This is a genomic window from Pseudomonas sp. MYb541 (assembly GCF_037479595.1).
GTDB lineage: Bacteria > Pseudomonadota > Gammaproteobacteria > Pseudomonadales > Pseudomonadaceae > Aquipseudomonas > Aquipseudomonas canadensis.
The window spans coordinates 109999-130266 of the sequence record NZ_JBBGYS010000013.1; the positions used below are offsets into that span (position 1 = coordinate 109999).

Here is a 20268-nt window from a genome sequence, read left to right on the forward strand (position 1 = left end):
GCGGGTTAAATCGACTCTAAACCAGGCGATCACGCCAGTTTTAACTTCACCCTTGTAGACCGTCCTGCCCACCCCCATATTGGGGCGACTGACGCGTGAAGGAATCCAACTTGAGCGAACTTCTCAACCGCCGCCTGGCCCTGCTCGGCAAGCGCGAACACCTCTCCCTGCTAGAGCAGTGCTTGCACGGCATCGAGCGCGAATGCCTGCGTGTCACCGGTGAGGGTCGACTGGCGCAAACGCCGCACCCTGAAGCCCTGGGCGCCGCGTTGACCCACGAACAGATCACCACCGACTACTCGGAATCGCTGCTGGAGTTCATCACTCCGGCCCTGCCCAACCCAGCCGATACCCTGAGCAGCCTGGACAAGATCCATCGCTTTGCCTACACCAAGCTGGGCAGCGAATACCTGTGGAGCCCCTCGATGCCGTGCCCGTTGCCGGCCGAGGAAGATATTCCGATTGCCTACTACGGCACGTCCAATATCGGACAGCTCAAGTACGTGTATCGCAAGGGTCTGGCCCTGCGTTACGGCAAGACCATGCAGTGCATCGCTGGCATCCACTACAACTTCTCGTTGCCGGAAGCGCTGTGGCCGTTGCTCAAAGAGACGGAAGGGTTTGTCGGCACCGACCGCGATTACCAGTCCACCGCCTATATCGCGTTGATCCGTAATTTCCGTCGCTACAGCTGGCTGTTGATGTACCTGTTTGGTGCCTCCCCAGCGCTGGACGCCGGTTTCCTGCGCGGTCGTTCGCACCAACTGGAAGTGCTCGACGCCGACACGCTGTACCTGCCTTACGCCACCAGCCTGCGCATGAGCGACCTGGGTTATCAGAGCAACGCCCAGGCCGGCCTCACGCCGTGCTACAACGACCTGGCCAGCTACACCGACAGCCTGCGCGAAGCGGTGGCAACGCCCTACGCGCCGTACGTCGAAATCGGCACGCATCAGGACGGTGAGTGGGTGCAGCTCAACACCAACATCCTGCAGATCGAAAACGAGTACTACTCCAACATCCGCCCCAAGCGTGTGACTTACACCGGCGAACGGCCGATCCAGGCGCTGATGGCCCGTGGCATCCAGTACATCGAAGTGCGCTGCCTGGACATCAACCCGTTCCTGCCGATGGGTATCGACCTGCCGGAGTCGCGTTTCCTCGACGCCTTCCTGCTGTACTGCGCGTTGAACGACAGCCCGCTGTTCGCCGACAACGAGTGCGGTAACGCCACCTCCAACTTCCTCAGCGTGGTCAAGGAAGGTCGTCGTCCCGGCCTGCAATTGCAGCGTCAGGGCCAGCCTGTGGACATGAAGGAATGGGCTGCCGAACTGCTGGAGCAGATTGCGCCACTGGCCGCCTTGCTGGATGAGAGCCACGGCATCACCGAGCACAGCCAGGCGCTGGACGCTCAGCTGGCGAAGGTCAAGGATTCGTCCCTGACCCCGTCAGCCCAGGTGTTGGCGGCGATGGCCGAGCGTAAGGAAAGTTTTGCGCAATTCTCCCTGCACCAGAGCCAGTTGCACGCCGAGCATTTCCGTAAGGAGCCGTTGCCGGCTGAAGAGCAGGCGCGCTTTGAGGAGCTGGCACGGACCTCGCTGGCGCAGCAAGCTGAGTTGGAACAGAACGAAGTGGGCGATTTTGATGTGTTTGTCGGGTCGTACCAGGCCAGCATCCTCGCCATCAGCAACTAAAGCCTTACGCGGTCCCCTGTGAGAGCTGGCTTGCCTGCGATAGCATCAACTCGGTCTATCTGGAATACCGAGTTGCCTGCATCGCAGGCAAGCCAGCTCCCACAGTTGCTCTCCTCAGCCTGAGGAACGAATTCCACTTTTCTTCTCATAAGCTAATTCGAAAATGTTATTTATTTTCGGATTCTTAGATCATTTAGTCTCCTCACACGCCGACCCTCGGCCGCCTGATTGAGGAGCTTCCCCTTGAAACTGCTTACCCCTCTGCGCCTCTTGGCCGCATTGTCCCTGGCCGGTGCCAGCCTGTTTGCCCAGGCGGCGGATGTGACCATCGCTTACCAGACCACCGTGGACCCGGCCAAAGTCGCCCAGGCCGACGGCGCCTATGAAAAAGCCACCAACGCCAAGATCAACTGGCGCAAATTCGACAATGGCGCCGACATCATCGCCGCCATCGCGTCCGGCGATGTGCAGATCGGCTACCTCGGTTCGAGCCCGCTGACCGCCGCGATCACCCGCAAAGTGCCGGTGGAAACCTTCCTCGTCGCCACTCAGATCGGCGGTGCCGAAGCGCTGGTGGCGCGCAACGGCGCGGGGATTAACGGCCCGCAGGACCTGATCGGCAAAAAAATCGCCGTGCCATTCGTGTCCACCGGCCATTACAGCCTGTTGGCCGCGTTGAAACACTGGAACATCGACCCGTCCAAAGTAACCATCCTCAACCTCGCACCACCCGCCATCATCGCCGCCTGGAAGCGCGGTGATATCGACGCCACCTACGTATGGGACCCCGCCCTGGGCGTGGCCAAGGAAAACGGCAAGGTGCTGATCACCTCCGGCGAACTGGCCAAGTTCGGCGCGCCAACCTTCGATGCCTGGATCGTGCGTAAGGATTTTGCCGAGAAGCACCCGGAAATCGTCACGGCGTTCGCCAAAGTGACGCTGGATGCCTACGCCGCCTACCGCAAAGACCCACAAGCCTGGCTCGCTGACAAAGGCAACGTCGACAAGCTGGTGAAGCTCTCCGGCGCCAAGGCCAGCGACATCCCCCTGCTGCTGCAAGGCAACGTCTACCCGCTGGCCGCTGACCAGGTGACCCTGCTGGGCGCGCCGACCACCAAGGCCGTGACCGATACCGCCGCGTTCCTCAAGGAGCAAGGCAAGGTCGACGCCGTGCTGCCGGACTACACCCCTTACGTCAGCGCCAAGTTCATTACTAACTGATCAGGAGTTCATTGCGATGGCCTTGCTACAACTGGAGCGCATCAGCGCACAGTACCCAGGCGCCACAGAACCGGTACTGTCAGACATTTCAATCGACCTGGGGCCCCAGCAATTGCTGGTGGCCCTCGGCCCGTCCGGCAGTGGCAAGACTTCGCTGTTGAACCTGATTGCCGGCTTTGTCGAACCGTCCGCCGGGCGCATTACCCTCGACGGCGTGCCGGTCAAAGGTCCGAGCGCCGAGCGCGGCGTGGTGTTCCAGGACGACGCCTTGCTGCCCTGGCAGGATGTGCTGGCCAACGTGGGCTTCGGCCTGGAGCTGGCCGGTGTGCCCAAGGCGCAACGCGAAGTGCGCGCTCGGGAAATGCTCGCGCTGGTGGACCTGGCCGGTTTCGACAGCCGCCGTATCTGGCAACTTTCCGGTGGGCAGAAGCAACGCGTAGGCCTGGCCCGCGCGCTGGCGGCCGACCCTCGCGTGTTGCTGATGGATGAACCCTTCGGCGCCCTCGATGCCTTCACCCGCGAACAGATGCAGGAGCTGCTGCTGCAAGTCTGGCGGCGCACGGCCAAGCCGGTGTTCCTGATTACCCACGACATCGAAGAAGCGGTCTTCCTGGCCACTGACCTGATCCTGCTGGCGCCCAACCCTGGCCAGATCGTCGAACGCCTGAGCCTGGACTTCGGCCAACGCTACGCCGCCGGTGAGTCGGCGCGGGCGATCAAGTCCGACCCGCGCTTTATCGAAACCCGCGAACACGTGCTGGGCAAAGTGTTCTCCCAACGGCAGGTGTCCGCATGAGCAGCTACGAATTTCCCGTCACGGCCACCAAGCCGGTGGCGCACGCAGTTGTCCCGTTGCGACGCAGCTTGAGCACCCGCTGGATCAGCCTGCTGACCCTGGTCGCCTTGCTGGTCATTTGGTGGGCCGTGACCGCCACCGGTTTGATTGAACCGCTGTTCCTGCCACCGCCGTCCGCCGTACTGCAAAAAGGCTGGCTGCTGGCGACCACGGGCTACATGGATTCCACCCTGTGGCAACACCTGGGCGCGAGCCTCAGCCGTATCGGCCTGGGCCTGGGTTTTGCGGTGCTGACCGCCGTGCCGGTAGGGATCGCCATCGGCTCCAACCGTATCGCCCGTGGCATTCTCGACCCGCTGATCGAGTTCTACCGCCCGATTCCTCCCCTGGCTTACTTGCCGCTGATCGTGATCTGGTGCGGCATTGGCGAGCTGTCCAAGGTGCTGCTGATTTACCTGGCGATTTTTGCGCCGATTGCCATCGCCACCGCGACTGGCGTGCGCACGGTCGACCCGGCCAAGCTGCGCGCGGCGCAGTCGTTGGGCGCTACCCGCGCACAGCTGATCCGGCATGTGATCCTGCCGAGCGCCCTGCCCGACATCCTCACCGGCGTGCGCATCGGCCTGGGCGTGGGCTGGTCGACATTGGTCGCCGCCGAGCTGATCGCGGCCACCAGCGGCCTGGGGTTCATGGTGCAGTCGGCGGCGCAGTTCCTGGTCACTGACGTGGTGGTGCTGGGCATCCTCGTCATCGCCCTGATCGCCTTTGCCATGGAAATGGGCCTGCGTGCCCTGCAGCGTAAATGGGTGCCCTGGCATGGCCAGGCACATTGAGTGAGAACCGCATGAGCAGCCTGACCGTTACCCCCATCAGCACCGCATTGGGCGCCCTGATCAGTGGCGTCGATATCACTCGGCCGTTGAACATTGAAGAACGCGATGCCATTGAACAGGCGTTGCTCAAGCACTCGGTGCTGTTCTTCCGTGATCAACCGATCAACCCGCAACAGCAGGCACGGTTCGCGGCGAATTTTGGTGACCTGCATATCCACCCGATCTACCCCAACGTGCCGGAACAGCCCGAAGTGCTGATCCTCGACACCGCCGTCACCGACGTGCGCGACAACGCCGTGTGGCACACCGACGTAACCTTCCTGCCGACGCCGGCGTTGGGCGCCGTACTCAGCGCCAAGCTGCTTCCGGCGTTTGGCGGCGATACGCTGTGGGCCAGTGGGATTGCGGCGTATGAGGCGTTGTCCGAGCCGTTGAAGCGCTTGCTCGATGGGCTGACGGCGACCCACGACTTCACTAAGTCATTTCCGCTGGAGCGCTTTGGCAACACCGCTGAAGACCTGGCGCGTTGGGAAGAGACTCGCAGGAAGAACCCGCCGTTGTCGCATCCGGTGGTGCGCACGCACCCGGTGAGTGGGCGCAAGTCGCTGTTTGTCAGTGATGGGTTCACCACCAAGATCAATGAACTTGAGCCGGCGGAGAGCGAGGCAATTCTGAAGCTGCTGTTCGCCCACGCGACACGCCCGGAGTTCACCATCCGCTGGCGCTGGCAGGAAAATGACGTAGCGTTCTGGGACAACCGCGTGACCCAGCACTACGCGGTGGATGATTACCGGCCGCAGCGGCGGGTGATGCATCGGGCGACAATCTTGGGCGACGTCCCGTTCTAGCTCTCAAACACGCTGAAAATCAATGTGGGAGCTGGCTTGCCTGCAATAGCGGTGAGTCAGCAACAAATTCATTGACTGACACACCGCTATCGCGGGCAAGCCCGGCTCCCACATTGACCGGGTTACGCCAGGTTATTCAGCCGTGGATGGCTTTTCCCACAGGTTGATCCCGCCTTCCTGGGCAAATCGATCAATCTCTGCCAATTCCTCAGCGCTGAAGCTCAAGTTCTTCAACGCACCAACGTTCTCGATAATCTGCTCCGGCCGGCTCGCACCGATCAGCGCACTGGTCACCCGTGGATCACGCAGGGTCCAGGCCAACGCCAATTGCGCCAGGCTCTGGCCACGACGCTGGGCGATTTCATTCAGCGCGCGCACGTGGGCGATGTTGGCTTCGGACAGGTGCTTGGCCTGCAACGAACCACCGCCCGGACGATTCACTCGCGCATCCGCCGGTACGCCGTTGAGGTACTTGTCAGTCAGCAGGCCCTGGGCCAGTGGCGTGAACGCGATCACGCCGGCGCCGAGCTCTTCGGTGGTGTCCAGCAGGTCTTTTTCCACCCAGCGGTTGAGTAGGTTGTAGGCCGGCTGGTGAATCAGCAGCGGTACTTTCCACTCTTGGAGCAGCGCGGCGATTTCGCGGGTTTTCACGCCCGAGTAGGACGAGATGCCGATGTACAACGCCTTGCCTTGTTGGACCGCGGTGGCGAGGGCGCTGGCGGTTTCTTCCAGGGGGGTGTCGGCGTCAAAACGGTGGGAGTAGAAGATGTCCACGTAGTCGACGCCCAGGCGTTGCAGGCTCTGGTCCAGGCTGGCCAGCACGTACTTGCGCGAGCCGCCGCCCTGGCCATAGGGACCGGGCCACATGTCCCAACCCGCCTTGCTGGAGATGATCAGTTCGTCGCGATAGTGCTTGAAGTCTTCGCGCAGTAAACGGCCGAAGTTGATCTCGGCGCTGCCGTAGGGCGGGCCGTAGTTGTTGGCCAGGTCGAAGTGGTTGATGCCCAGGTCAAACGCGGTGCGCAGCAGGGCGCGCTGAGTGTCGATCGGGGTGCTGTCGCCAAAGTTGTGCCACAGGCCCAGGGACAGTGCAGGCAGCACTAATCCACTGCGGCCTACACGGCGGTACGGAATAGATTCATAGCGGTTTTCGGCAGCAATGTAAGTCATCGAATCCTCTCTTGGACGTCGGCAAATAAGGCCCGGGAATAAGGTTATTCCCAGGCCTTTTAACCAGCTGAATCGCTTAAGTCTGCCGTTCCGTTCTACAGCAATTGCCTACCAGAGTGGAACGACATAACTCACATAGAAGCGGTTTTCATCTTGCACGGTGGCACCGCTGATGTCGGGGCTGGCGTGGGCGTTTTTCCAGGTCACACCCAGGCCTTTGAGGGTACCGGTGGGCACTTGATAAGCCACGGCGACGTTACGTTCCCATTCGCTGGTGGTGCCTTGCGCCGTGCGGATGTCATCGCCGTGGGCATAGGCGGCTGAGAACGTCAGGCCCGTGAGGCCAAGCTTACCGAAGTCATACTTGTACTGCGCAAGCCAAGTGCGCTCACCGGCGTGTTGAAATTTATTCAACTGCATGTTGGTCAGCGCCGGGGTGTCGGCGCCTGAGCCTGGGCCCTGGCGGTTGTCGCCGCTGTTCAGGCCGGAATCAAGGTAGGGGAAGTCGCTGTCGCCGCTGTTCTTCTGGATACCCAGGCCGACGGTATGACCGTCGAGGCTGTAGCTCTCAAGCAAGCTGGCGGTGGTCTGGTTGATACGGCCCTTGCCCGTGCCGTCACCGTAGAGGCCAGCCGCTGCGAAGTCTTTGTCACCGTCGGCGTTGCCGCCCACACCGAGGCTACGGAACACGCGCACGTCGGTGTCGATGGCGCCCACGGACAACGCGTCGTGGCGTTTGGCGCCGAGGAAGAACTGCTGGTAGTAATCCTCAAGGTTGGAATACCACAGGCTGACCGTGGTGTTCTGGATGCCGGTGTAATCCGCACCGCCAAACAGGAAGCGATCACTCTCTTTGGTGCCGCCGGCGGTGATCATGCCCTGATCGCCGGTTTCGTTGCGGATCTTGGTCTTGAAGATGTCGCCGCCGGTGAAGGTGAAGTCGCTGAGGTCCTTGGACGCCAGTTGCACACCGGTATTGGTCTGCTGGTACAGACGCCCGTCGGTGTTGGCGAGTATCGGGTTGTTGCCGTAGAGCGTGCCGACACGCAGCTCATCCTTGGCAAAGCGCATCTTGAACGTCGGGCTCAACACGCCGAACTGGTCGGCGGATTTGCCGTTGTCCAGCGGGAACATGCTGCCGGGGTAGCGGCCCTGGTGATCCTTGTCGTTGAGGTCGCCGCCGGAGTCCAGTTTCAACCCGTAGAACGCCTGCAGGTCCAGGCCAAAACCCACTGGGCCTTCGGTGTAGCCGGACTTGAAGTTGAACTCGAACCCCTGGCCCCAATCGCGAATGCTGTGGGCCTTGGCATTGCTGTTCACCACATCCCGCCCCTGCTGGTTGAGGTAGCGGTTGAGCAGGGTCACATCGGCGTGGCTGTCATCGATAAAATCGGCGTGGGCGGACAGCATAAAGCTCGCCATGGCGGCACCCACCATGGGGCTTATCAACGTCTTCATTGTTACCGGTCTCCGTCACTGTTCTGAAATGAAAGCGTCAAACGCTTCACACAATTACGCAGTGGCCAGATGACAGTTGCGCGTCAAAACGCGATGTAGACGGATGAAATTAAATTCATGAAACCCTTTAACTACAAGGGTTAGCGGGCATTTTCGAAGATTTCGGCGAGCCCGTCGACGAACACTCGCACCCTGGGCGACAGATGTCGGTTGTGCGGATAAAGCACCGACACCAGCTCCTGATGTCGGAGCTGGTGATCAGGGCCTGGACCTCAACGCACCAGATGCAGGAACTGCAGGTGGCGCTCGTACTGGTCGAGGATGTCGTTGATGATCTGTTCCTTGGTGTAGCCCACCAGGTCGTAGTCCTGGCTGCCCTCGGCCAAGTGCACTTCAGCCCGGTAGTAGCGACGGTTGTTGAGCTCCTTGGAGCCCATCCCGCCACGGGCAAATGACGGCGTGAAGTAGCCGCGCATCTGCACCTGATAGATGAAGGGACGCTCCTCGCCATGGCCGATTTCCAGGCTGACGCTGTCGTTGGCGGGGTCAGGTTGCGTCACGACATTCAAACCCTTCTCGACAAACACCGCCGTCACTTCTTCGATTGCCGGGCGCACCGTCGAGTCGAGGAAACGGTACACCTCGTCTCGCGACGGGAAGTGCACGGCCTGGCTCAAACGCTGGCGCCAGCCGCCACGTCCTTTGCGCGCCGTCGAAATCGGCGCCAATGAGTGCAACTGGGCGATCTGCTTTTGCGACTCCAGATAGAACGCCTTGTGCAGCCCCCACATCATCAGCAGCAGGATCATCGAGAACGGCAGCGAGGTCAGCACCACCGCCGACTTGAGCGAGTCGATGCTGCCGGCAAACAGCAAGGCACTGGTGACCAGCGCGGTCATCGCGCCCCAGAACACCCGCAGCCATTTCGGCCCGTCTTCATCAGCGTTGCCGCCTTTGGACGAGAGAGTGGACAGCACCACGGTGCCCGAGTCAGCGGAGGTTACGAAGAACACGAAGCTGATGAACACCGTGACCGCAATGACGGTTTTGCTCCACGGGTAGGTTTCCAGCAGCAGGTAAAGGCTCATCGACGGGTTATCGATGGCCGACTGACCGAGCGCGGCCATACCGTGGTTGAGCACCTGGTCGATGGCGCTATTGCCGAAGATCGACATCCACGCCAGGGTGAAACCCAGCGGGATCAGCAGCACGCCGAACACGAACTCACGGATGGTGCGGCCACGGGAAATACGCGCGATAAACAGGCCCACGAACGGCGACCATGCGATCCACCAGGCCCAGTAGAACACCGTCCAACCGCCCAGCCAGTCGCTGGGTTTGTCGTAGGCGTACACGTCGAAACTCTTGGTCGGCAAGGCGCCCAGATAGTCACCAATGTTCTGGATCAGGGTATTGAGCAAGTGCTGGGTGGGCCCGGCGAACAACACGAACAGCAGCAGCGCACAGGCCAGCAGCATGTTGATGTCGGACATCACGCGCACGCCTTTATCGACACCGGCCACGGCGACGATGATCGCGGCGCCCATCATCAGCGTGATCAAACCCACCTGGATCCACTGGGTATGGGCGATGCCGAACAAATAGTCGAGACCGGAGTTGAGGTGCAACACGCCGAAGCCCATGTCGGCGCCCAGGCCGAACACCGTGGCAATGATGCCGAAGCCATCCACCGCGTAACCGATAGGGCCGTTGATGCGCTTGCCGATCAGTGGGTACAGCGCCGAACGCAGTGCCAGCGGCAGGTTATGCCGGTAGGCGAAGTACGCCAGGGCCATGCCGACAAACGCGAACACACCCCAACCGTGTAGGCCCCAGTGCAGAAACAGGATCTGCATGGCCTGGCGCGCGGCGTCGGCGTTCATCGGCGCGCCCTGGGGCGGCTGCACCAGGTGCGTCAGCGGCTCGGAGACGCAGAAGAAAAACAGCGTGATGCTGATCCCGGCGGCGAACAGCATGCCGGCCCAGGACAGGTAACTGAATTCGGGTTCGTCGTGGTCGGCACCGAGTTTTATCTTGCCGTAGCCCGATAACGCGGTGACCACCACGAAGACCAGATACAGGGTCATCGCCAGCATGTAGTACCAGCCGACCGTGTTGGCCGCCCAGTTTTGCGCGGCCAGCAGCCAGGCACCGGCCTGTTGCGGGATAGCGATGACAGTGATGCCGAACAGCAGGATAAACGTCGCGGCGAAGTAGAAGACCGGCGCATTCATGCGCACCAGGCCGCTGGATGGGGTGGACGATGCACTCATGAGCGATGCACCCCGAGGGTATGAGATGTGGCTGTCAATAACGGACTCAGCAAAGGTAAGCCTCCTGTTGTGAGCGGGCAGCGAACCACCGGGTTTAACTTGAACGAGCATTCAAGTTAAACATGGATAGGCGGTTTGGGACTAATTGCAGGGCTGAGTGGTAGGTCATTCCTACACTAGCTCAAGGAAAGGTATGACGGATGGAGATGGCAAATCGTTCAGCGATTTCGGCGTGAAACGCGCACCAACATGTGGGTCCGCGTTCGACTTATTTTTGCGTGCCATCATCATGCTGCAGATTGGCCTGGGTGATATTCGCCCCCGCCGGCACGCTTCGGGTCAGCCACACGTTACCGCCGATGGTCGAACCCTGGCCGATGGTGATGCGCCCCAGGATCGTCGCCCCGGCGTAGATCACCACGTCATCCTCGACGATCGGGTGACGAGGGTGGCCTTTCTGCAACTGCCCGTCTTCGTCCGCCGGGAAGCGTTTGGCGCCCAACGTTACGGCTTGGTAGATGCGCACGCGCTCACCGATGATCGCGGTTTCGCCGATCACCACACCGGTCCCGTGGTCGATAAAGAAGCTTGGGCCGATTTGTGCGCCGGGGTGGATATCGATGCCGGTGGCCGAGTGGGCGATCTCTGCGCTGATCCGCGCCAACAGCGGCAGCCCGGCGCGGTACAGGTGGTGGGCCAGCCGATGATGGATCACCGCCAGGATGCCGGGGTAGCACAACAGCACTTCATCCACGCTGCGCGCGGCCGGGTCGCCGTGGTAGGCCGCCAATACGTCGGTGTCCAACAGGCTGCGCAGCGACGGCAGGGCCAGGGCGAAATCCTGGATCAGGCGGATGGCGAGCGCGTCGACTTCGCTGTCATCTTTAGCGCCTTGGCGTGCGGCGTAGCGTAGCTCCAGGCGGGCCTGGCCGAGCAAGGCATTCAAGGCGACGTCGAGGGTGTGGCCGACGTAGAAGTCTTCACTCTCTTCACGCAGGTCCACCGGCCCCAGGCGCATGGGGAACAGTGCGCCGCACAACGACTCGAGAATCTGCGCCACAGCCTCGCGGGACGGCAGCTCGCGCCCGCCATGCTCGCCACTCAAGCGGCCATTGCGCGTTCGCCACTGGTCCCGGGCACTGCGCAGTTGGCCGACGATGGTCTGTAATTGCCAATGACTGGAACGCTCACTCACGGTATTCACTCCTGACGAAATGCCCATCACTTTACGGTATGCACCCTGGCCGCCCTTAAGAACCAATGGTGTGATACTAAGAACCATCCGGAATAAGCGATTGCGGTTGCCCGATGAAAAGTGCCTGCCTATAGTCGCCTCATAGTCATCAACCGTGCGTAGCCATGATCAAACAACAGCTCGACCGTTTTAACCGCCTGGAACTGCTGGGCGGCGTCACTGCCCTGGAAAAACTCGAGCGGCTGTCGGCCTGGTTGGGCAGGGATATCTACGTCAAGCGCGACGACACCACGCCGCTCGCCATGGGCGGCAACAAGCTGCGCAAACTCGAATACCTCGCCGCCGATGCCATCGCCCAAGGCGCCGACACGCTGGTGACCGCCGGCGCGATCCAGTCCAACCATGTACGCCAGACTGCCGCGCTGGCCGCCAAGCTCGGCCTGGGCTGCGTCGCCCTGCTGGAAAACCCCACCGGCACCCAAGACCCCAATTACCTGGGCAACGGCAACCGCCTGCTGCTGGAACTGTTCGACGCCAAGGTGGAGTTGGTGGAGAACCTCGATAACGTCGACGACCAGCTCAACGCCCTCGCCGACCGCCTGCGCAGCAACGGCAAGAAGCCGTACCTGGTGCCTATTGGCGGCTCCAATCCCCTCGGCGCCCTCGGCTATGTCCGCGCCGGGCTGGAGCTGGCCGGGCAGATCGAAGACAGTGGCATCGAATTCGCCGCCGTGGTCTTGGCCTCCGGCAGTGCGGGAACCCACAGTGGATTGGCGCTGGCCTTGAGCGAAGTATTGCCAAACCTGCCCGTGATTGGCGTCACCGTCTCACGCACTGAAGAAGCCCAGCGTCCGAAAGTAGAGGGCCTGGCCGAACGCACCGCCGAGTTGCTGGGAGTCGAGATCCCCGAGGCGTTCAAGGTGATTCTGTGGGACGAATACTTCGGCCCGCGCTATGGCGAACCAAACGCCGGAACCCTGGCGGCGGTCAAGCTGTTGGCGAGCCAGGAAGGCCTGCTGCTGGACCCGGTCTACACTGGCAAGGCCATGGCGGGGTTGCTGGACGGTATCGGACGCCAGCGGTTTGAGGACGGCCCCATCATTTTCCTGCATACCGGCGGCGCGCCAGCATTGTTTGCCTACAACTCGGTATTCAATTGAATAAACGCGGACTAAAAAATGTGGGAGCTGGCTTGCCTGCGATGGCGGTCTGTCAGCTACAGATGTGCTGACCTTTGCACCGCTATCGCAGGCAAGCCAGCTCCCACATTAAATAGGTCGTATATTCAATAATCGAATAACAATTCACATTTATATTATTTTCAAGTCTTAAAAACCCGCTTTATAGTCGCGCCGTAGGCGAAGACGCGCTACGCGCTTTAGGGCAGGATACGACTACTGCGTCACCTGCTTCGCTCAACATAAAAAACACAGGGGCTCTTCATGACTATTTCTGTATTCCGTCGCACATTGCTGGTGGGCACTTTGGGCCTGGCACTCGGGGCTGGCCTGATCGGCCAAGCGGTCGCGGGTGAACAGCTGAACAACATCAAGAAAGCAGGCGAGATCAAGATCGGCCTGGAAGGCACCTACCCGCCGTTCAGCTTCGTCGATGAAAGCGGCAAGCTCAGTGGTTTCGAAGTGGAGCTGTCCGAAGCGCTGGCCAAGGAGCTGGGCGTGAAGGTCAAGCTGCAGGCTACCCCATGGGATGGCATCCTCGCGGCCCTGGAATCCAAGCGTCTGGACGCCGTGGTCAACCAAGTGACCATCTCTGAAGAGCGCAAGAAAAAGTACGACTTCTCCAAGCCTTACACCGTGTCCGGTATCCAGGCACTGGTCCTGAAGAAGAACGTTAACGCGATCAAGACCGCCGACGACCTGGCTGGCAAGAAAGTCGGTGTGGGCCTGGGCACCAACTACGAACAATGGCTCAAGGACAACCAACCTAAAGCCATCATCAAGACTTACAACGACGACCCGACCAAGTTCCAGGACCTGCGCATCGGCCGCATCGACGCCATCCTGATCGACCGCCTGGCCGCCCTGGAATACGCCAAGAAAGCGCCAAATACCGCCGCAGCCGGCGACGCTTTCTCCCGTCAGGAAGCCGGTATTGCCCTGCGCAAAGGCGAGCCAGAACTGCTCGATGCGGTGAACAAGGCTCTCGACAAACTGCGCGCCGATGGCACCTTGAAGAAGCTGTCCAAGAAGTACTTCAACGCTGACGTCACTCAATAATGGAAGCAGGTTTCCAACTCGCGCTGGACTCCACGCCCTTTCTGCTCAAGGGCGCGTATTACACGGTGATCCTCAGCCTCGGCGGGATGTTTTTTGGCTTGCTGCTGGGCTTCGGCCTGGCCTTGATGCGGTTGTCGCGCTTCAAGCTGGTGAGCTGGCTCGCCCGAGTCTACGTGTCGTTCTTTCGCGGCACGCCCTTGCTGGTACAGCTGTTTTTGATCTACTACGGCTTGCCGCAAGTGGGCATCGAGCTGGATCCGATCCCGGCGGCCATGATCGGCTTTTCGCTGAACATGGCGGCCTACGCCTGTGAAATCCTGCGCGCCGCCATCGGTTCCATCGAGCGTGGCCAGTGGGAAGCCGCCGCCAGTATCGGCATGACCCGTGCGCAGACCTTGCGCCGGGCCATCCTGCCGCAGGCGATGCGCACAGCCCTGCCGCCGCTGGGCAACAGCTTTATTTCGCTGGTCAAGGACACGGCGCTGGCCGCCACCATCCAGGTGCCCGAGCTGTTTCGCCAGGCGCAACTGGTGTCGGCGCGGACCTTCGAAATCTTCACCATGTATCTCTCCGCTGCCCTGATCTACTGGATTTTGGCGAGCATCCTGGCGCATTTGCAGAATCGTCTGGAAGACCGGGTCAACCGGCATGACCTGGAGTCCTGAATCATGATCGTGGTTGAAAAACTGACCAAACAATTCAAGGGTCAGGTGGTGCTCAACGGCATCGACCTGGAGGTCAAGGAAGGCGAAGTCATCGCCATCATCGGCCCCAGCGGTTCCGGCAAGACCACCTTCTTGCGCTGCCTGAATTTCCTCGAACAACCCACCAGCGGTCGTATCAAGGTGGGTGACATCGAGATCGACAGCAGCAAGCCGATCAACCAGCAGGCAAGCCTGGTGCGGCGCCTGCGCCAGCACGTGGGCTTTGTGTTCCAGAGCTTCAACCTGTTCCCCCACCGCACTGCGCTGGAAAACGTCATCGAAGGGCCCACCGTGGTCAAGAAGATGCCACGGGAAGCGGCTGACGCCCTCGGCCGCAAGCTGCTGGCCAGGGTCGGTCTGGCGGGCAAGGAGGACGCGTATCCCCGGCGTCTGTCGGGCGGCCAGCAACAGCGCGTGGCGATTGCCCGTGCGTTGGCCATGGAGCCGGAGGTGATTCTGTTCGACGAACCCACCTCGGCCCTCGACCCGGAACTGGTGGGTGAAGTGCTGGCAACCATCCGCAGCCTCGCCGAAGAAAACCGCACTATGGTGATCGTCACCCACGAGATGAGCTTTGCCCGCGACGTAGCCAATCGGGTGATCTTCTTCGACAAGGGCGTGATCGTGGAGCAAGGCGAAGCCAAGGCACTGTTCGCCAACCCCAAGGAAGAGCGTACCAAACAGTTCCTGAGCAAGTTTCTCGCCCACTGACATCCCCCCTGCAGGCGCTGGCTTGCCAGCGAAAAACGACCAGACAACACGGTAAATCTGATGACCGCGTAATCGTTGACGTTCTTCGCTGGCAAGCCAGCTCCTACACGGGAATCGCTGTTCCAACAGGTAAAACACACCCACCGCATCCGCCCGAATATCCCCGCACCAGTCAGACCCTTCTGAATATCTCCAAACCCGCCGTTTAGCCCTTTGCCGCCATTGACGCTCCGTGCCCAACCCTCTTATCTAGCGCCCAGAGGATTGGATCCTATCCCGGCTACTCACTGAATCGTTCTGTTCGGCCCACCGCGCTTGCCTGCGCCAAGGGGCCGGAGCGATTGCTGCTGGCTGCATCAAGGAGATTATTTATGACACACCCCCTGCTCACCGCCCCGACACTGCCCCAGGCCATCGGCGATGGCATCAATGCCCTGGCCGCCACCCACCTGCAGGTCGACATCGCACCCTATCCCGGCATGGACGAAGGCGACTTGATTGAGCTGTTCTGGAATAACTGTTTTGCCGCTTCGCGTCGGATAACCGCCTGTAGGGTCGGCGCGTTCACTCACCTGCGGGTGCCGGAGAGTTTCGTTCTGGATGGCCCGGCCCGGGTGCATTACCAGGTGATGCAAGTCGGCCACTGCGCGGCCCGCTCTGCAGTCAGGCGAGTACGTGTGAAGACCTGTTGCCCGGGCGGCCAGCCTTCGCCCCTGTACCGCGACGAAAACCAGAACCTCGCCCCCGTGGGGTTGCCCGACACCATCCGCCGCTTCGGCGTCAACGCCAGCCAGGTGCGGCGCGGTATCCCGCTGACCATCGCGCCCTACCTGAACATGGACACTGGCGATGCGATCACCCTGCGCTGGGGCGATGTGCGCCTGGACCTGCCGAAGATCCAGGCCCTTGAGGTCGGCCTGGCGGTGCAGGTATGGGTGCCCTCCTCGATGATCACCGAAGCCGGCGACGACTGTCGGTTGGAGGTGACGTACTGCATTCTGGATCGCGTCGGCAATAACTCACGCTGGGCGCCCGCCCGGACATTACGCATTGCCGCCGAGGCGCCGCCCCGCCAGGCCGGGGCGGCGCTGACCTATCAACCGCGCCCACTGGGATCGCCCTGCGAGCCTGGGTGACAGACCTTCTATGCATATTCCCAAAAGTTAGTTTATTTAAATATTTAACACGCTTAGGGTATATGCACCGGACCACCGGACATCGCTGATTTTTCTGTTTTTATTTCATTGAATGCGAGGTCGGTATGGTCAGGATTACCCCGGTGCACAACGCCAGGGCATTACGTGCAGCCAAGGAGCGGCGCTGATGTCTAACTTGGCTCAAACACCCCCCCAGAGCGATCTGGACATTGCCCCCCTGCTGTTGCCAGCCGCCGTGCTGCGCAACGATGCAGAGGCGCTGAAGGCTGCCCATGAACTCGCCCAGGCTGCGCGCCTGCAAGCCGCCAAGCGCGACCAGCAACGCAAGCTGCCATGGGCACAGATCGAACAGTTCACCCGCAGTGGGTTGGGCAGTATTTCCATTCCCCGTGAATACGGCGGCCCACAGGTGTCTTTCGTGACCCTGGCCGATGTGTTCGCGATCATCAGTGCGGCAGACCCAGCCCTCGGGCAGATCCCGCAGAACCATTTCGGCATCCTGCACCTGTTGCAGGGCGCCGCCACCGATCGCCAGAAAAAACACCTGTTCCAGAGCGTCCTCGACGGCTGGCGCATCGGCAATGGCGGCCCGGAACGCGGCACCAAAAACACCCTGGAACTCAAGGCGCGCATCACCGCTGAGGGTGACGGCTATGTGATCAGCGGCCAAAAGTTCTATTCCACCGGTGCGCTCTTCGCCCACTGGGTTGCCGTCAAGGCACTCAACGATGACGGCAAGCAGGTCATGGCCTTCGTGCGTCGGGGTGCCGACGGCCTGCGCATCGTCGATGACTGGTCCGGCTTTGGCCAACGCACCACCGCCAGCGGCACCGTGTTGCTGGACCAGGTGCCGGTCGATGCCGAGTTGGTCGTGGAAAACTGGCGCATCGGCGAAACCCCGAATATCCAGGGCGCCGTATCCCAATTGATCCAGGCGGCCATCGACGCCGGCATCGCACGCGGCGCGCTGGATGACACCATCGCCTTCGTACGTGAACGCTCACGCCCATGGATCGATGCCAAGGTCGAACGCGCCAGCGATGACCTGTATGTGATCGCCGATATCGGCAAGCTGAAAATCGAACTGCACGCCGCCGAAGCCCTGCTGCGCAAGGCCGGCCAGGTGCTGGACCAGGTCAGCGCTGCGCCGATCACCGCGCAGTCTGCGGCCCGTGCGTCGATTGCCGTGGCCGAGGCCAAGGTGCTGACGACCGAGGTATCGCTGCTGGTCAGCGAAAAACTCTTCGAGCTGGCCGGTAGCCGCGCGACCCTCGCCGAATTCAACCTCGACCGCCACTGGCGCAACGCCCGCGTGCACACCCTGCACGACCCGGTGCGCTGGAAATATCACGCCATCGGCGCCTATCGACTGAACGGCACGTTGCCGGCTCGTCACTCCTGGATTTAACCGACCAGACCTCTGGAGAACACAATGACTGTCTCTACTCACGTCGCGGTTATCACCAGCGACGAACAAGCCCTTATTGTCGCCAGCGACCTGGCCGAAGACTTCCGCCGCGACAGCGCCCAGCGCGACCGCGAGCGCCGCCTGCCGCTGCCTGAGCTGGATGTATTCTCGCGCTCCGGACTGTGGGGTATCAGCGTGCCCAAGGAGTACGGTGGCGCGGGTGTGTCCAACGTCACCCTGGCCAAGGTCATTGCACTGATCGCCCAGGCGGATGCTTCCCTGGGCCAGATTCCTCAGAACCATTTTTATGCATTGGAAGTGCTGCGCGTAAACGGCAGCCCGGCGCAGCAAAAACGCCTTTACGCCGAAGTCCTCGCCGGCCAACGCTTCGGCAACGCGCTGGCGGAACTGGGCACCAAGACCGCTCACGACCGCGTAACCTCCATCACCCGCGACGGTGACGGTTTCCGTATCAGCGGTCGCAAGTTCTACTCCACCGGCGCGATCTACGCGCAACGCATCCCCACGTCGGTAGTGGATGAACAGGGCGTGCAGCAACTCGCCTTTGTGCCGCGCGATAGCGAAGGCCTGAGCGTGATCGACGACTGGAGCGGCTTCGGCCAGCGCACCACCGGCAGCGGGTCGGTAGTGTTCGACAACGTGTGGGTCGCCGCGCAAGACGTGATCCCGTTCCAGAGCGCCTTTGAACGCCCCACAACCGTCGGCCCCCTGGCGCAGATCCTTCACGCCGCCATCGACACAGGCATCGCGCGTGCGGCCTTTGAGGATGCGTTGCACTTTGTGCGCACCAAGACCCGCCCGTGGATCGACTCCGGCAACGACAAAGCCACCGAAGACCCTCTGACCCTGAAAAGCTTCGGGCACCTGAGCATCCGCCTGCACGCCGCCGAGGCGCTGCTGGAGCGCTCGGGTGAATTCCTCGACCGCGCCCAGGCCGACAGCAATGCCGAGACGGTTGCGGCCGCCTCGATCGCCGTCGCTGAAGTACGCGCCTTGAGTACCGAAATTTCCCTGGCCGCCGGCAGCACCTTGTTCGAACTCGCCGGCAGCCAGGCGACCCTGGCCGAGCACGGTCTGGATCGCCACTGGCGCAACGCCCGCGTGCACACCCTGCACGACCCGGTGCGTTGGAAGTACCACGCGGTGGGTAATTACTACCTCAACGATGAAAACCCACCGCTGCGGGGGACCATCTGATGGCTAAGAAGAAAATCCTGCTCAATGCCTTCAACATGAACTGCATCGGGCACATCAACCACGGCCTGTGGACCCATCCACGGGACACGTCCACCCAATACAAGACCATTGAGTACTGGACCGAGCTGGCCAAGACGCTGGAACGCGGGCTGTTCGATGGTTTATTCATCGCCGATATCGTCGGCGTGTATGACGTTTATCAGAACTCGATAGACGTACCGCTCAAAGAGTCGATCCAGTTGCCGGTGAATGACCCGTTGCTGTTGGTCTCGGCCATGGCGGCCGTCACCCAAAACCTCGGCTTCGGCCTCACCGCCAACCTCACCTACGAGCCGCCGTATCTGTTCGCCCGGCGCATGTCCACGCTGGATCACCTGAGCCGTGGCCGGGTCGGCTGGAACATCGTCACCGGCTACCTCGACAGCGCCGCCAAGGCCATGGGCCTGACCGAGCAGGTCGAGCATGACCGTCGCTACGACCAAGCCGACGAGTACCTGGAGGTGCTGTACAAGCTCTGGGAAAGCAGCTGGGAAGACGGCGCGGTGCTCAACGATCCGCAGGCGCGGGTGTATGCGCAGCCCGGCAAAGTGCACAAGGTCGAGCACCACGGCGAGTTCTACCAGGTGGAGGGTTATCACCTGTGCGAGCCCTCGCCGCAACGTACGCCAGTGCTGTTCCAGGCCGGCAGTTCGGATCGGGGATTGCTGTTCGCCGGCCGGCATGCCGAGTGCGTGTTTATCAGCGGGCAGAACCAGGCAGCGACCAAGGTCCAAGTGGACAAGGTACGCGCCAGCGCCCTGCAAGCCGGACGCAACCCGGATGACATCAAGGTGTTCATGGGCCTCAACGTGATCGTGGGCGCCACCGAAGCGCTGGCCTGGGAGAAGCACGCCGAGTACCTGAGCTACGCCAGTCCGGAGGCGGGCGTGGCGCATTTCTCGGCGTCTACTGCGATTGATTTCGCCCAGTACGAGCTGGACGAACCGATCCAGTACGTGAAAAGCAACGCGATCCAATCGGCCACCAAGAACCTGCAGAACAACGACTGGACCCGGCGCAAGTTGCTGGAACAGCACGCCCTCGGTGGCCGCTACATCACCTTGGTCGGCTCACCAGAGCAGGTCGCCGACGAGCTGGAATCCTGGATCAGCGAAACCGGCCTGGACGGCTTCAACCTCACGCGCATCGTCACACCGGAAAGCTACGTGGACTTCATCGACCTGGTGGTGCCGGAGTTGCAGCGCCGTGGCTCGTACAAGACCGCCTATGAGACCGGCACGCTGAGGGAAAAAGTCTTTCACGGCACGGCTCGCCTGCCCGAACAACACACCGGATCCACCTACCG

The 20268-nt window shown here is 61.5% G+C and carries 17 protein-coding genes and 1 pseudogene; 13 read left to right on the forward strand and 5 right to left on the reverse strand.

All coding sequences use genetic code 11. The annotated features are described in order from the left end of the window. Positions 1-110 precede the first annotated feature (110 nt). From gshA to tauD, 5 genes are all read left to right on the forward strand, one after another. Positions 111-1694, forward strand: a complete 1584-nt coding sequence (gshA, locus tag WH299_RS10575; RefSeq protein WP_339496625.1) for a glutamate--cysteine ligase — start codon at positions 111-113, stop codon at positions 1692-1694. 243 nt (positions 1695-1937) lie between these two features. Beyond that, entirely contained in the window at positions 1938-2915 is a 978-nt protein-coding gene (gene tauA / locus WH299_RS10580) for a taurine ABC transporter substrate-binding protein (RefSeq protein WP_339550236.1), read from the forward strand. Between the two features lie 16 nt (positions 2916-2931). After that, positions 2932-3711, forward strand: a complete 780-nt coding sequence (tauB, locus tag WH299_RS10585; RefSeq protein ID WP_017254560.1) for a taurine ABC transporter ATP-binding subunit — start codon at positions 2932-2934, stop codon at positions 3709-3711. Further along, on the forward strand, positions 3708-4544 hold the full coding sequence (tauC, locus tag WH299_RS10590) for a taurine ABC transporter permease TauC (RefSeq protein ID WP_126569754.1): 837 nt from the start codon (positions 3708-3710) through the stop codon (positions 4542-4544). The genes tauB and tauC overlap by 4 nt, the downstream gene beginning before the upstream one ends. An 11-nt stretch (positions 4545-4555) precedes the next feature. Continuing rightward, complete coding sequence (gene tauD, locus WH299_RS10595; RefSeq protein ID WP_323623259.1) at positions 4556-5392, forward strand: taurine dioxygenase; 837 nt, start codon at positions 4556-4558, stop codon at positions 5390-5392. A 132-nt stretch (positions 5393-5524) separates the two neighbouring features. Here the strand turns inward: tauD and mgrA are convergent, their stop codons facing one another. The 5 genes and pseudogenes from mgrA to epsC form a co-directional block, all read right to left on the reverse strand. Beyond that, positions 5525-6562: an L-glyceraldehyde 3-phosphate reductase gene (mgrA, locus tag WH299_RS10600; protein WP_123475334.1), complete on the reverse strand. Its 1038-nt coding sequence runs from the start codon at positions 6560-6562 to the stop codon at positions 5525-5527. A gap of 108 nt (positions 6563-6670) precedes the next feature. Further along, entirely contained in the window at positions 6671-7999 is a 1329-nt protein-coding gene (locus WH299_RS10605) for an OprD family outer membrane porin (RefSeq protein ID WP_339550242.1), read from the reverse strand. 161 nt (positions 8000-8160) lie between these two features. Further along, positions 8161-8253, reverse strand: a pseudogene (locus WH299_RS10610) (LysR family transcriptional regulator); the annotation flags it as partial. Between the two features lie 39 nt (positions 8254-8292). Further along, on the reverse strand, positions 8293-10254 hold the full coding sequence (gene betT, locus WH299_RS10615; RefSeq protein ID WP_162834914.1) for a choline transporter BetT: 1962 nt from the start codon (positions 10252-10254) through the stop codon (positions 8293-8295). A gap of 307 nt (positions 10255-10561) precedes the next feature. After that, positions 10562-11488, reverse strand: coding sequence for a serine O-acetyltransferase EpsC (gene epsC / locus WH299_RS10620; protein ID WP_028615293.1), 927 nt, complete (start codon positions 11486-11488; stop codon positions 10562-10564). Positions 11489-11652: 164 nt separating this feature from the next. On the opposite strand from epsC, the gene WH299_RS10625 reads away from it, so the two are divergent. From WH299_RS10625 to WH299_RS10660, 8 genes are all read left to right on the forward strand, one after another. Beyond that, positions 11653-12648, forward strand: coding sequence for a D-cysteine desulfhydrase (locus WH299_RS10625; RefSeq protein ID WP_126569757.1), 996 nt, complete (start codon positions 11653-11655; stop codon positions 12646-12648). A 282-nt stretch (positions 12649-12930) separates the two neighbouring features. Then, the gene (gene tcyJ / locus WH299_RS10630; RefSeq protein WP_339550238.1) at positions 12931-13725 is read left to right on the forward strand and encodes a cystine ABC transporter substrate-binding protein; all 795 of its coding nucleotides are present in this window, start codon (positions 12931-12933) and stop codon (positions 13723-13725) included. Beyond that, on the forward strand, positions 13725-14390 hold the full coding sequence (tcyL, locus tag WH299_RS10635; protein ID WP_339550239.1) for a cystine ABC transporter permease: 666 nt from the start codon (positions 13725-13727) through the stop codon (positions 14388-14390). Before tcyJ ends, tcyL begins: the two co-directional genes overlap by 1 nt. Before the next feature lie 3 nt (positions 14391-14393). Beyond that, complete coding sequence (gene tcyN, locus WH299_RS10640; RefSeq protein WP_016974987.1) at positions 14394-15140, forward strand: L-cystine ABC transporter ATP-binding protein TcyN; 747 nt, start codon at positions 14394-14396, stop codon at positions 15138-15140. Positions 15141-15511: 371 nt separating this feature from the next. Next, positions 15512-16276: a hypothetical protein gene (locus tag WH299_RS10645; protein WP_122730302.1), complete on the forward strand. Its 765-nt coding sequence runs from the start codon at positions 15512-15514 to the stop codon at positions 16274-16276. A 187-nt stretch (positions 16277-16463) separates the two neighbouring features. Continuing rightward, positions 16464-17705 (forward strand): SfnB family sulfur acquisition oxidoreductase, encoded by a 1242-nt coding sequence (locus WH299_RS10650; protein WP_122730300.1) that lies wholly within the window; start codon positions 16464-16466, stop codon positions 17703-17705. 24 nt (positions 17706-17729) lie between these two features. Beyond that, a complete protein-coding gene (locus tag WH299_RS10655; RefSeq protein ID WP_028615288.1) occupies positions 17730-18923 on the forward strand; it encodes an SfnB family sulfur acquisition oxidoreductase in 1194 nt (397 codons plus the stop codon). Further along, the coding region (locus WH299_RS10660; RefSeq protein ID WP_339550241.1) for an LLM class flavin-dependent oxidoreductase at positions 18923-20268 on the forward strand (1346 nt) is incomplete at its 3' end. The genes WH299_RS10655 and WH299_RS10660, both read left to right, overlap by 1 nt.

What these genes read in the sequence shown, in the direction of transcription:
- tauB (WP_017254560.1), top strand. Translation starts at nt 2,932, where the DNA reads ATGGCCTTGCTACAACTGGAGCGCATCAGCGCACAGTACCCAGGCGCC.
- tauC (WP_126569754.1), top strand. Translation starts at nt 3,708, where the DNA reads ATGAGCAGCTACGAATTTCCCGTCACGGCCACCAAGCCGGTGGCGCAC.
- tauD (WP_323623259.1), top strand. Translation starts at nt 4,556, where the DNA reads ATGAGCAGCCTGACCGTTACCCCCATCAGCACCGCATTGGGCGCCCTG.
- mgrA (WP_123475334.1), bottom strand. Translation starts at nt 6,562, where the DNA reads ATGACTTACATTGCTGCCGAAAACCGCTATGAATCTATTCCGTACCGC.
- WH299_RS10605 (WP_339550242.1), bottom strand. Translation starts at nt 7,999, where the DNA reads ATGGTGGGTGCCGCCATGGCGAGCTTTATGCTGTCCGCCCACGCCGAT.
- betT (WP_162834914.1), bottom strand. Translation starts at nt 10,254, where the DNA reads ATGAATGCGCCGGTCTTCTACTTCGCCGCGACGTTTATCCTGCTGTTC.
- WH299_RS10625 (WP_126569757.1), top strand. Translation starts at nt 11,653, where the DNA reads ATGATCAAACAACAGCTCGACCGTTTTAACCGCCTGGAACTGCTGGGC.
- tcyJ (WP_339550238.1), top strand. Translation starts at nt 12,931, where the DNA reads ATGACTATTTCTGTATTCCGTCGCACATTGCTGGTGGGCACTTTGGGC.
- tcyL (WP_339550239.1), top strand. Translation starts at nt 13,725, where the DNA reads ATGGAAGCAGGTTTCCAACTCGCGCTGGACTCCACGCCCTTTCTGCTC.
- tcyN (WP_016974987.1), top strand. Translation starts at nt 14,394, where the DNA reads ATGATCGTGGTTGAAAAACTGACCAAACAATTCAAGGGTCAGGTGGTG.
- WH299_RS10645 (WP_122730302.1), top strand. Translation starts at nt 15,512, where the DNA reads ATGACACACCCCCTGCTCACCGCCCCGACACTGCCCCAGGCCATCGGC.
- WH299_RS10650 (WP_122730300.1), top strand. Translation starts at nt 16,464, where the DNA reads ATGTCTAACTTGGCTCAAACACCCCCCCAGAGCGATCTGGACATTGCC.
- WH299_RS10655 (WP_028615288.1), top strand. Translation starts at nt 17,730, where the DNA reads ATGACTGTCTCTACTCACGTCGCGGTTATCACCAGCGACGAACAAGCC.